Raw genomic sequence first — 12,636 nt, forward strand, 5'->3', positions numbered from 1 at the left:
GCTAAAAATCGCTTTTATAACTATAGTGTTTAACGAAGTCTTTTTTTGTTACATTATGTGAAAATAATCACAATGATAATTCAGAAATGGAACAAATAGTACAAAGAGGGAATGAAGCAGGATGAGAAAGCCAAAAGTGATTATTCTAGGTGCTGGATATGGTGGGATTATTACCAGTAAGGAACTGGAAACTATTTTAAACAAAGGAGAGGCCGAAGTAACCTTAATTAATAAACATGATTATCATTATATCTCGACACAGTTGCACAAAACGAGTGCTGGAACTGCAGTTGATGAGAAAGTTGCTTTACATATAGCTGATTTACTAAAGAAAAATGTTGTCAATTTTAAAAAGGGAATAGTTGACCATGTCGATTTTGTAAATAAAAAAGTTATGTTAGAAAACAATGAAATATATGAATATGATTATTTGTTAATCGCACTCGGATTTGACGTCGATACCTTTGGAATACCTGGAGTAGAGGAGAATGCATTTAAAATTAGAAGCTTTCGCAGTTCCAAAGCAATTCAGCAGCATATACAGGAACAGTTTAACAAATATAATGAGGACGGCGATTTATCTCGTCTTACTTTTATCGTGGCAGGAGCTGGTTTCACAGGAATTGAGATGGTCGGGGAGCTAATTGATCAATTGCCAAAGCTTTGCAAAAAATATGAAATTCCTTTAGAGAATACTAGAATTGTAAATGTGGAGGCGTCTGATTCCATTCTTCCATTTTTTGATCAAAAGTTAATTGATTTTACAACCTCTTACTTGAAAAAGAATCGTGTAGAGGTAGTAACATCTACTAAAATCGTCGAATGTAATAAGGAAGCCGTTATCCTTGATAACGGCTACCAAGTACCAGCAAGAACCCTTATTTGGTCTGGAGGGGTGAGAGCTAATCGTCTTCTTGAAAGATGGAATTTACAACTTGTGAAAGGACGAATTCCTGTAGATCAATATCTCCGTGTAAAAACATTTGAGGATGTATTTTGTGTAGGGGATGCAGCATATTTTGAAGTTGAAGAAAATACTCCTCTTCCAGCAACTGCTCAAGTGGCTATACAACAAGCACAAGTATGTAGTTCTAATCTAGTGGCTGCTATTCGTGGCAATGCTCTTAAACCATTTATCTATCATCATAAAGGTACGGTTGCATCAATTGGGAGCCGTGCGGCGGTTGGCAATGTTTTTGGCGTTAAATTAACAGGACGTCTCGCGTCTCTTATGAAGCAGGTTATTGAAGCACGCTATTTATTGGTTCTTGGTGGCCCCGGTTTGCTGTTGAAAGAAATGTTTAATGTCAAGTTTAAAAAGAGCTATGCTAAAACGGCATCATCAAGGTAGGTTATAGAGAATAAGAGAGCGACCCCAATGCAGTATTGATGTTGGGGGACTCTCTTATTTTTTAGGAAATAAGCGAGCATATTGTTTGAAAAAACCTAATTTTTAACGTTTGGCTTTGTTATATGTTGGTTTTGACTTTTGGCTCACTTTCTCTCTAGACCTTTCAGTTATACTGAAAGGCATGTGAAACTTTGGTTTCACATGAAATGAGCCCAAAATCATTTTATCAACAATTCTATTTAACAAAGCCTAAAGTTTAGTAGTTTGCTGACAAAGGATGTTCAGCCTGATGCCCATTCCCATCTATTTTGCAAATCGGGATTGAAAGAATAAAAGTTGTCCCAAAACCAACCTCGCTTTCAACCGTTATTTTTCCTTTTAATTGTTCTACTATCTGAAATGAAATGGTTAAGCCGATACCGGTCCCTTTGTCTTTAGTGGAATAAAAAGGAGTTCCTACTCTGGAAAGCTGTTCTTTTGACATTCCTTCACCGTTATCTGAGATTTTGATAATAATATAATCATCGTCAGTAAAAGCGACAATTTTTAAAAGTCCACTATTATTCATGGCTTCAATTCCATTTTTAATAATATTGATAAAAACTTGCTTGATTTCATCGGCGTTTCCTTTTATATAAAGGGATGGTTCGATAATAGATTGCACTTCAATATTTTGTATATTCGTATAGGAAGTCATCAATTCAATCGTTTTTAATAGCTCCTCACTAATATTGACAATACGGATCGTTTTATCGTTTGGTTTTGCTAATGAAAGATAGTCGTTAATGATGTCCTGGGCACGATTTAATTCAGATAGGGAAATATTAATATATGCAAGCTGTTGTTCATTAATGTTGTCGTCTTTTTTCATTAACTGTAAAAATCCATTGATGGTGGTCATAGGATTTCGAACTTCATGTGCAACAGAAGCGGCAAGTTGACTTATGATATTAAGTTTTTCAGAGCGTTGTAGTTCCTGATGTAATTTAATATGTTGTTTAAACGTTTCGATAAGAAGGATGACAAGGATTAGAGTAATCCAAGTAATGATTGAGAAAAGAAACATTGTTAGAAGATGGTCATATTGTTTATTATGTATTAGGGAATAACTTCGAGTAAGAGTTATAAGCCAATAGAGTGCACTAATGTATAAAAGGCTTTTCTTAAAAGAAAAAGTTCTTAATTTTTTTTTGGTCAAATAAAAAATGACGGTAATGATGCCATAATTTAATAGAGTGATCGATAAATTCGTTTGCCCTAAAAAGTGTAAGTACAGCAGCATTATAAAAATAGCTGCGATTCCCTGCCAAAAACCGATATAAATAAAGGCAATGATGATAGGGATAATGCGAAGGTCATAAACAAAGCCATTCGCATAAGACACTGGAAATGAGATGGTTAATAGGAGAATTAGAAAAGTTAGTGCCAATAATATGCCTTTATGAGCTTTACTGAAATAAATGTTCTTGAGGATAGCCAAAAAGTAATATAAGAGTATTGGAAATATTACAATTAATACATGATAGAGTATATACCCAACATTTTCCAGCAAAATAGAAATACCTCCTCAACAACCAAAGCTTCTGATTATATAGTTCTTAATTTCTACAATAACAGATATAATCCTTCAAAAGCTCTAATAAACTTACAATTTTTCCTAACATTCGCAAAAAGTTGAGGGATTAACGCAAATTATTTCAATTGTGGATTGCTGGTGGTATCTGTTACTGGTTTGCCCTATACTAGTAACTGTAATTCATCTATAAGTAATAAAGAGGTGCATCGTGTTTTGGTTAAAAAGAATCATACTTTACCATTTGTTTTTATAAAAACGTTGATTATTGCCATAACTGGTGGAGTGATTGCATATTTAATCCATATTCCAATTCCATGGCTGCTTGGTTCAATGACTGCTGTTTTAATTGCTTCTAGTTTTGGATTAAAGTTATACTGGCCGAGTGCAATCAGAGATATTGCGATCATTATTGTTGGGTATTCAATTGGATTATCTTTTACAAAAGAAGCTATCATGTTCATTCTGTCTCAACTTCCAGCGATTTTTCTAAGTACAATCGTAGTGATTTGTTTTTGTGTCGGTCTAGCTTTTGTTATTTCAAAAATAACTAAATTACATTTTCCTTCAGTTTTGATTGGCAGCATTCCCGGTGGACTTTCGCAAATGCTTCTTCTTGGCGAAGAGATTAAAAATATCAATCTTTCAATTGTCACATTTCTGCAAGTGTCCAGACTGATTCTAATTATTATTTTTGTTCCTTTGTTCGTATTTAGTCCTTTTGTGGGAACGGGAACAACTGGAGCCGCAGATTTAATCCACTCTTCAACCATCCGCTGGGGAAATTTATTCCCCAATATCCTACTATTTATTCCTGGCGTGATCCTGTCCATTTTTATCGCGAGGAAAATAAAACTACCGACACCGTTTTTGGTCGGTCCAATTTTTGCAACGGCTATTATAGGGCTGTTCGGCTATATTGGTCCGACTCTTCCATCTTCGCTATTGGACGTTTCCCAATTAATGATCGGAGCATACATTGGATTATTAATCGATTTAGAGCAAATAGAAGATAAATTTAAAATGTTGACTATAGCTATTGTTTCAGGTGCTTTATTACTGTTTGGCTCTTGGGGATTGAGTTTGCTCTTATCCTATGTTAAAGACATATCATTTTCTACCAGCACTCTTAGTCTTGCGCCAGGTGGGATGGATCAAATGGGAATTATCGCTGCTGAAATCCATGCAGATTTGTCAATTGTAGCTGGTTATCAATTGTTTCGCTTGTTTTTTATCTTTTTTGTCGTGCCGCCATTGCTGCGATGGTTTGTTCACTATTTGTATCAAAAAAAGCTATGGTGACGGCTAAGCAAAATGATAAATCATGTTATTATTAGATTTTGTTCTATGTCGTCCTAACATAATATGTTTTTCAAAAAAATGCAAAATTACAATAAAATATTTTTTTAGATGAAGAATAGTTAAGGCCATCGACCATGTTTGATCTAAAGCAGTTTCAATAAAAAAATTTTTTTTGAGATCCGATTAACTCTCTGTGAAATAAAAATAAACAGTAGGAATATCCAGTTTTTATACATTGACACTGCATAGGCAATAGGTTATGATTCTTCTAACCTACAAAACCTATTAAAAAGGTAAGAATTATAAGAAAACTAAAATATTATAATCAACAGGAGGGAATACATATGAATAGGAAATTTTTGGGGGTTGTATTTTTGCTGGCGTTATTAGCCTTGACAGCGATCGGTTGCAGCAATAATGATAGCAAAGCTGGAAAGTCAGATGATAATTCCAGCGCAAATGTTAGCTACAAAGATGAAATCAATATTGCAGTAACGGCTCAGCCGCCGACACTTGATTCGGCGATGACTGTATCGCAAGTTGCCTTAGATATCGCAGGTAATATTTTTGAAACGCTTTACACTTTGAATGAAGACTATGAACCTACGCCAATGTTAGCTGAATCAGTGGACATTAGCGATGATGGAAAGACATATACCTTTAAGCTGCGGGAAGGAATACTGTTTCATAATGGAAAAGAGATGACTTCCGAGGATGTTGTAGCTTCAATGAATCGTTGGTTAGAAAAATCTTCACGTGCAAAATCTCTATTAGAAAATGCTAATTTTGTGGCTGAAGATCCGTATACGGTAGTTTTAAATTTAGAAAACGCAGCGTCAGATGTTTTGATTATTATGGCATCTCAGGCTAATTTTCCAGCCATTATGCCTAAGGAAATTATTGATTCTGCTCCTGCTGAAGGCGTAACTGAGTATATCGGAACGGGTCCTTTTCAATTTGAAGAATGGAAGCAAGACCAATATATAAAGTTGAGTAAATATGATGAGTATCAGGCAGTCGACGAAGAAGCAAGTGGATTTGCAGGCAAAAAAGAAGCGTTTGTGGAAGATGTGTTTTATCACTTTGTGACAGACCACTCTACACGCATTGCTGGAATTCAAACTGGCGAATATGATATTGCTGATAACATTCCAACAGAAAGCTACGAGCAATTAAATAGCATCGATGATATAAAGGTATATACATTTGTTGGAGGAACGCTGACGATGTTTTTTAACACTAACGAAGGCGTATTGGCAGATGTAAATATTCGTCAGGCGATAAATGCTGCATTTAATATGGATGAGATTCTGCTAGCGAGCTTTGTCAATGAAGAATTGTACAGCTTAGATCCAAGTTATATGAATCCAAATCAAATTCAGTGGGCTAGTGATGCTGGTAAAGAGTACTATAATCAGGCTGATCTTGAGAAAGCTAAGACACTCCTAGCGGATGCTGGCTACAATGGTGAGGAAATTACTTTATTAACTACGCAAGATTATGCTGAAATGTATACAGCCACTACTGTTGTGCAAGAACAATTAAGACAATTGGGCTTAAATGTAAAAATAGAAAACTATGATTTTCCAACTTTCTTGGAAACAAAGAATGACTTGAGCAAATGGGATATTTTTATCACAAGCAATGGTTACCAATTAACACCGCCGCAGTTATTGGCTGTTAATCCTGATTGGGCAGGATTAAATGACGCAAATGTTGCAGAGTTATTGACGCAAATTAGAGCAGCCGATAGTCCAGAAGAAGCGAAGGCGAAGTGGGATGAATTGCAAGGATATTTATATGAAACTCTTTCTTCCACGGTTATTGGTCAATATAACAGCATTTTAGCGACTACTGATAAACTTGAAGGATTAGAAGTATTTGAAGCCCCTATAATTTGGAATACGAAAGTGATCGAATAGAATGAATCCTCCATTGCTTGTTTGCGATGGAGGATTCATGCTATGCTTAATTCTTTTTTTATTTTTGCTTTTTAAAAGGAATTGAAGATATAACGATTTTTGACATTGATATCGTACACCTTTTTTTGTATGACTGAAAGAAGAGAAAATGACCAAAAATCAGTACCAGCATAACAAAGCCTTATTTTTAATAAAGGGGGGATTCATTTGCTCAGTTATCTTTTCAAACGAATTTACTCACTTATCCCAGTATTATTTGTTGTATCGGTTGCTATCTTCCTAATCGTACATATTACTCCTGGAGATCCCGCTGCGATTATTTTAGGAATGGAAGCTACAGAAGAACAAATAGCAAGCTTGAATGAAGAAATGGGGTTGAATGAACCAATAGTTAAGCAATATCTGCTTTGGGTTGGGGGCGTTCTTCAAGGAGACTTCGGCCAATCATACTTCATGAAAGAACCTGTGTTAGATTCGATTTTGAGCCATCTGGGTCCGACTATTTCTCTAGCCATTTTAGCTGAAATTGTAGCGTTAATTATTGCCATTCCAATTGGCATTTTTGCTGCTTACCGGAGAGGCTCTTTCACCGATCATACCCTTATGGTGGCAACTTTATTAGGAATGGCTGTCCCTAGCTTTTTACTTGGACTGTTGCTAATGTTATCATTTGGAGTTTATTTGCAATGGTTGCCTATTGCTGGATATAAGCCATTAACTGAAGGCTTATGGACACATTTGCGCTACTTAATTTTACCTGCGCTTTCTTTAGGAGCCATACAGGCTGCACTTGTCGCCAGAATGACACGCTCTTCAATGCTGGAGGTTTTAAATAAAAATTACGTGAAAACAGCACGTTCAAAAGGGGTGAAAGAGCATAAAGTCATAACGAAGCATGCTTTGAGAAACGCATTTCTCCCTATTTTAACGGTGATCGGCCAGTCCTTTGGTACATTGGTTACAGGAGCTGTTGTTGTTGAAACGATTTTTAATTTACCAGGTTTAGGCCAGTTGATTATTAATTCCATTGAACGCAGAGACTTTGCTGTCATTCAAGGAATTGTCCTGTTTGTGACTTTAATATATGTATTTATCAATTTGATCGTGGATTTATTATATGGTGTGATCGATCCAAGGGTAAGGCTCGAACGCAAATAGCAAGGAGGTGAGAGAGTGGCCGCTGTAAAAGAAGTAGACAGGGTTCGCACTATTAAAGCAAGTCTCAAAAAACAAGAACGTCAATTGTTTTTTCGTAGATTTTTTGCCAATAAATTAATGGTGATGGGCTGTTTCATATTCATCGTATTAGGGCTCATTGCTTTAATTGGTCCAATGCTCGTGTCATATGATCCATATGAAATGAAGGTTGCGGAAAGGTTGAATGCACCGAGCGGAGAGCACTGGCTCGGAACCGACGAATTCGGTCGGGATTTGCTTACAAGAATTGTTTATGGTGCCCAAGTTTCTATGGGGATTGGTTTAATCGTAACGTTGATCTCCTCCATTTTAGGGTTGGTCATCGGTTTATATGCTAGTTATTATGCTGCTCTTGATCATATTTTAATGAGAATATGTGATGGTTTAATGGCTATTCCGGGAATTTTATTAGCGATCGCATTAATGGCTGCCTTAGGTCCGTCCCCCCTTAATGTAATCATCGCTTTAAGCATTGTTTTTACTCCAAATATTGCACGGATTGTCCGTTCTTCAGCATTAGTAATTAGAGAACAGACATTTATTGAGGCGATGCATGCACAGGGAGCAAGTGCGACACGAATTATTTGGCAACATATTGCACCAAATACAATTTCTCCACTGATCGTACAAGCAACGTTTGTGTTTGCAGAAGCGATCATTTCAGAAGCGGCACTCAGCTTTTTAGGTGCAGGGATAGCGGCACCAGACCCAAGCTGGGGAAATATTTTACAAGCTGGGAAATTAGTTATTTTTAAGGCGTGGTGGATGGTTGTATTCCCAGGTTTGGCGATCGTTTTGTCAGTATTAGGACTAAATCTACTAGGTGACGGGCTGAGAGATTTTATTGATCCGCACAGCTCAGGAAAAAAATCCAAATGATTTCTAGAAAGCAAGGAGGTAAAGAATGGAGAAGAAGCCTCTTTTAGAAGTAAAGAATTTAAAAACTCATTTTCATACCGAGCGTGGCCAAATAACTGCAGTAGATGGAATCACATTTCATCTGAATGAAGGCGAAATTGTAGGTGTTGTCGGAGAATCAGGCTGTGGAAAGAGCGTAATGTCACAGTCGATAATGCGGCTATACGATGAAAAATACACGGCTAAGTATGAGGGTGAAATTCTTTTTCAAGGTGAAAATCTATTAAACTTATCGAAAGCAATGATGCAGAAAATTCGTGGCAATGATATTTCGATGATCTTTCAAGATCCGCTCAGCTCTTTAAACCCTGTGTACACGATTGGTGATCAAATTCGCGAATCTTTAATGATCCACCAAAATCTTAATAAGCGAGAAGCGCAGCAAAAGGCAATTGAAATGCTTGGATTGACCGGGATCCCTGCTCCAGAAAAAAGGATAAATGAATATCCGCATCAATTGTCCGGAGGGATGCAGCAACGAGTTATGATCGCGATCGCCCTTTCGTGTCAGCCCAAATTATTAATAGCAGATGAACCAACAACAGCATTGGATGTTACGATTCAAGCGCAAATACTGGATTTAATCGCTGAGCTAAATGCTCAGCTTGGCATGGGGGTTATTTTCATCACGCATGATTTAGGAGTTGTTGCTGAAATCTGTACTCGAGTGATGGTCATGTACCTTGGTCAGATTGTGGAGGAGACGGATACGGATTGCCTTTTTTCAGAGCCGCTTCATCCATATACAAGAGGTTTGATTAAATCAATTCCACAATTGGAAGGGGAGCGTTTACAAAAGCTTTATACCATTGATGGAACAGTGCCCTCTTTGCAAAAAGTTCCGCACGGGTGTCGTTTTGCCTCGCGCTGTCCATATGCAGATGAGCTTTGCAAGGAACAGGCTCCAGAATTGGAGGCCTATAGTGCCACTCAAAAGGTTAGGTGCTGGCATTACAAAGAGATCCTCAAAAAGGAGGCTGTTCATGAATCATCAAACGAATAGAACTCTCGACCCCATTTTAGAAGTTCAAAAGCTGAAAAAATATTTTCCTGTTACCGGTCCATTTGGACGTTTAGGGGGAATAAAAGGACAGGTAAAAGCTGTAAATGATGTGACACTTAAGCTATATGAGGGAGAGACCTATGGCCTTGTTGGAGAATCTGGATCCGGTAAAAGTACAACCGGGCGTACGATTTTGAGATTAACTGAACCAACGGGTGGGAAGGTACTTTTTCAAGATAAAGATATTTTTCAAGCTTCGAAGAAGGAAGTTCGCCGTTTGCGGAAAGATATACAAATGGTGTTTCAGGACCCATACTCATCCTTAAATCCGAGAAAGCGAATTGGAAAAATATTAGAGGAGCCATTAATAATCCATACCAATGTCAGTAAAAACGAAAGAAGAGAACGGGTTTTTGATATTTTAGAAAAAGTTGGCTTAGGTATGGAGCATTATTACCGCTTTCCTCATGAATTTTCCGGTGGCCAAAGACAACGAATCGGGTTAGCAAGGGCGTTGGTTGTCAATCCGAAAATTGTTATTTGCGATGAACCGGTATCTGCACTCGATGTATCAATTCAATCGCAAGTAATTAATCTATTGCAGAAATTACAGGATGATTTGCATTTAACTTATCTTTTCATTACCCACGATATAAGTGTTGTCAGGCATATATCAGACCGAATTGGGGTCATGTATCTTGGAAATATCGTTGAAGAGGGTCGAAATGAAGACATTTTTGCCAAGCCTCTTCATCCTTATACCCAGGCATTATTTTCCGCTGTACCGCGTACGAATCGCGGTGGAAAAAGGGAGCGAATTGTTTTGAAAGGAGAAATTCCCTCTCCATTAAATCCTCCATCAGGCTGCATGTTTCATACTCGCTGTCCATTTGCACTGGAAAAATGCCGAATCGAAGTGCCGCAGCGAAAAGAGATGAAACAAGATCATTATGTAGCATGTCATTTATATGAATAATTTTTGGACAAGTATTGAAGGAGTGAGCTGGGTGACTGTTATTAAAAAGGAGCAAGGTAAAGTTGGTATTTATAATAATGCAGGATTTCAAGTAGAAGGAAGTTTTTCCGCGAATCGTGATGGATTAAACCCGAAAGAATTATTTGAAGCATCGTTAGGTTTATGTATTACGATAGTTCTTAATCGGATGCTTGAAAGAGATGGGGTTGAAGTGCAAGATGATGATATATCGATAGAAGTGAATGCGATTAAGGCGAGTGACAGTCCGTCACGTTTTGAACAATGCAATGTGAACATATCATTGCCTCAGCATTTTTCTCAAGAGTATAAAAATAAGCTCGTAGTTTCGGCAGAACGTGCATGTACAATAGGGAATACACTAAGAAGAGGACTGCAAATTCAAACTGAGATTGTTGAGAAATAATGTTAGAGCCTAGAATTCCAGTGATGAATTCTAGGTTGTTTTTTTGTTTGGGATACTAAGCTTTTTCTTGATTAGATCACTCATTAAAATTGGTGTAACTACGATTAATCCCTAAAAATCTTAGTTTCTCATTTCCGAAGAGTCATAATTACTTACGTATGCTTGGTTTCTTGGCTTGAAAGAACAGCATTTCATAGTTTATGTTGCCCTAAAACACGGGGAAGGCTTTATATTAATCCCTGTAGCATTTCTTCTGTATTGATACTATTTTTTCAGAAAGGAACAATAGCTTGGCTGAAACAACAAAGCATTTTTCTATACCTATGCATTATTAAACATTATTTTTGAGAAAACGAATATTAACTGAGATTGTTGCTTTTAGAGAGAGAAATATGTTCTAATTAATTGATAACAAGTTTACGGTATTTTTATACTAATTTATATAAAAAGTTTCAAAAAATAATAAGGAGTTTTTTATATGAAGATAATCGAAGTTGAAACACTGCCTCCAGATGATTCTCAACCGCTTGTATTGATGATTGGAAAATTTGATGGGATTCATAAAGGTCATCAAAAAATCCTTGAAACAGCTCAATTATACAAACAAAAAGAGGAAATTCTTGCTGTCATGAGCTTTTCAGAGCATCCGCTTTGGATATTGACAGGTGATGTTGCATACAAGGAAAAGCTCACGCCAGAGCCGGAGAAAATCCGTTTTCTTCAAGAGTTTGGAGTAAAGCGATATTATCGTATTCCATTCACAAAGGAATATGCGAATCTTTCAGCAAAAACATTTATCCTTGAGCATATTGCACGCTTAAATGTGAAGCGAATCATCGTTGGAGAAGGATTTGTTTTTGGGAAGGGTAGAGAAGGTGGGACTAAGGAGCTCAGTACATATTGCAGAAAATTAAATATTCAAGTTATTGTCGTTCCGCTTGAAACAGAAAATGGGGCAAAAATGAGCAGCAGTTTGATTCGAGCTTTTATTAGAAAAGGGAAGATTAAGGAAGCGAATGCTCTGCTCTATCGCCCGTTTACCATTATTGGAACAGTAATTAGTGGTCAGGCACTTGGAAGAAAACTTGGTTTTCCTACTGCGAATATGGAATTAACAGATACTTATGTCCTACCTAAACCAGGTATTTATGTCGGTCGGGCGACAGTGGATGCTTATTCAAAAAAGTGGAATGTTCTCATAAGTGCGGGCTATCGCCCGACTGTTAACGGTGATCACTATTTAATTGAAGTTCATTTTTTAAATTTTAATGATGACCTCTATGGACGAAAAATTGCCGTTTCCTTTCTTCACTACCTACGGGAAGAAATTAAATTTCAAGGCTTGGACCCGTTAATTGAACAAATGAAAAAAGATAAATTAGAAGCAGGAAAAATTTTGCCATTAATTAATCATAATAATGTTCCATGAGGGGGAGACGGTGGAAGGAAATTGAAATCATTAGATATTTTTAGAGATTGTTTATTGTTGCCAAAAAAAGAAGCGGTAGTACGTTTAAATCGAATTGATCTAAAGGCAGCAGCAGGCTATTTTTTCATATTATTGTTGATTCTGGTTATACCGCTGCAAATAATCTTATTGCAGGAAAGTTCTAGAGTAATGAATGAGGTGCCAGCCTATGTTTACAAGGCCCAAATTCTTATTCTATATCCATTTTTTATCGTTTTTTATGCTGTAATTGGGATTTCTCTGTTATCCTTTTTAAGTGTTCTTATAGGAAAACTGATGAAGAGAAGATTAAAATTTCAATTATTATGGAAAATGATTGCTTTCACACTAACGAAACCATTACTATTGTTTGTTTTTGCATACATTTTAGTTGGGGTAAATACACTTGTCAATCTTGCTGTACTCGTTGTTATCTTCGGCAGTGTTTTAAGACTAATTCTTTCTTATCCAAAGAGAAAGTTATAAAAAATGTGGACCTATAGCATTGTAGAACTTAGGCTGT

Annotated in this window: 11 protein-coding genes; 10 read left to right on the top strand and 1 reads right to left on the bottom strand. The window is 36.8% G+C overall.

What is annotated here, in order from left to right:
- Positions 1-121: 121 nt before the first annotated feature.
- Positions 122-1,351, top strand: coding sequence for an NAD(P)/FAD-dependent oxidoreductase (locus FCJ93_RS00855; RefSeq protein WP_095311005.1), 1,230 nt, complete (start codon positions 122-124; stop codon positions 1,349-1,351).
- A gap of 256 nt (positions 1,352-1,607) precedes the next feature.
- On the opposite strand, the gene FCJ93_RS00860 is transcribed toward FCJ93_RS00855, so the two are convergent.
- Entirely contained in the window at positions 1,608-2,903 is a 1,296-nt protein-coding gene (locus FCJ93_RS00860; protein ID WP_095311003.1) for a sensor histidine kinase, read from the bottom strand.
- A 237-nt stretch (positions 2,904-3,140) separates the two neighbouring features.
- Between FCJ93_RS00860 and FCJ93_RS00865 the strand changes: the two genes are divergently transcribed.
- The 9 genes from FCJ93_RS00865 to FCJ93_RS00905 all read left to right on the top strand — a co-directional run bounded on the left by FCJ93_RS00865 (position 3,141) and on the right by FCJ93_RS00905 (position 12,599).
- A complete protein-coding gene (locus tag FCJ93_RS00865; protein WP_235879381.1) occupies positions 3,141-4,226 on the top strand; it encodes an AbrB family transcriptional regulator in 1,086 nt (361 codons plus the stop codon).
- 344 nt (positions 4,227-4,570) lie between these two features.
- Complete coding sequence (locus FCJ93_RS00870) at positions 4,571-6,148, top strand: ABC transporter substrate-binding protein (protein ID WP_137742746.1); 1,578 nt, start codon at positions 4,571-4,573, stop codon at positions 6,146-6,148.
- A gap of 207 nt (positions 6,149-6,355) precedes the next feature.
- Positions 6,356-7,306 carry an ABC transporter permease gene (locus FCJ93_RS00875; protein WP_137742747.1) on the top strand — a complete coding sequence of 317 codons (951 nt, stop codon included), beginning with the start codon at positions 6,356-6,358 and terminating at the stop codon, positions 7,304-7,306.
- Between the two features lie 15 nt (positions 7,307-7,321).
- Entirely contained in the window at positions 7,322-8,224 is a 903-nt protein-coding gene (locus FCJ93_RS00880) for an ABC transporter permease (protein ID WP_095310994.1), read from the top strand.
- A gap of 25 nt (positions 8,225-8,249) precedes the next feature.
- On the top strand, positions 8,250-9,266 hold the full coding sequence (locus tag FCJ93_RS00885) for an ABC transporter ATP-binding protein (protein WP_095310992.1): 1,017 nt from the start codon (positions 8,250-8,252) through the stop codon (positions 9,264-9,266).
- Positions 9,247-10,242: an ABC transporter ATP-binding protein gene (locus FCJ93_RS00890; protein WP_137742748.1), complete on the top strand. Its 996-nt coding sequence runs from the start codon at positions 9,247-9,249 to the stop codon at positions 10,240-10,242. Before FCJ93_RS00885 ends, FCJ93_RS00890 begins: the two co-directional genes overlap by 20 nt.
- Positions 10,243-10,273: 31 nt before the next feature.
- Positions 10,274-10,666, top strand: coding sequence for an OsmC family protein (locus FCJ93_RS00895; protein WP_095311128.1), 393 nt, complete (start codon positions 10,274-10,276; stop codon positions 10,664-10,666).
- A 478-nt stretch (positions 10,667-11,144) separates the two neighbouring features.
- On the top strand, positions 11,145-12,095 hold the full coding sequence (ribF, locus tag FCJ93_RS00900) for a riboflavin biosynthesis protein RibF (protein WP_137742749.1): 951 nt from the start codon (positions 11,145-11,147) through the stop codon (positions 12,093-12,095).
- Between the two features lie 21 nt (positions 12,096-12,116).
- Entirely contained in the window at positions 12,117-12,599 is a 483-nt protein-coding gene (locus FCJ93_RS00905) for a hypothetical protein (protein ID WP_137742750.1), read from the top strand.
- Positions 12,600-12,636: the final 37 nt, after the last annotated feature.

Source organism: Robertmurraya siralis (assembly GCF_005502275.1).
GTDB lineage: Bacteria > Bacillota > Bacilli > Bacillales > Cytobacillaceae > Robertmurraya > Robertmurraya siralis.

Excerpts from the sequence above, each read along its gene's own strand:
- FCJ93_RS00870 (WP_137742746.1), top strand. The coding sequence starts at position 4,571 with ATGAATAGGAAATTTTTGGGGGTTGTATTTTTGCTGGCGTTATTAGCC.
- FCJ93_RS00855 (WP_095311005.1), top strand. The coding sequence starts at position 122 with ATGAGAAAGCCAAAAGTGATTATTCTAGGTGCTGGATATGGTGGGATT.
- FCJ93_RS00885 (WP_095310992.1), top strand. The coding sequence starts at position 8,250 with ATGGAGAAGAAGCCTCTTTTAGAAGTAAAGAATTTAAAAACTCATTTT.
- FCJ93_RS00890 (WP_137742748.1), top strand. The coding sequence starts at position 9,247 with ATGAATCATCAAACGAATAGAACTCTCGACCCCATTTTAGAAGTTCAA.
- ribF (WP_137742749.1), top strand. The coding sequence starts at position 11,145 with ATGAAGATAATCGAAGTTGAAACACTGCCTCCAGATGATTCTCAACCG.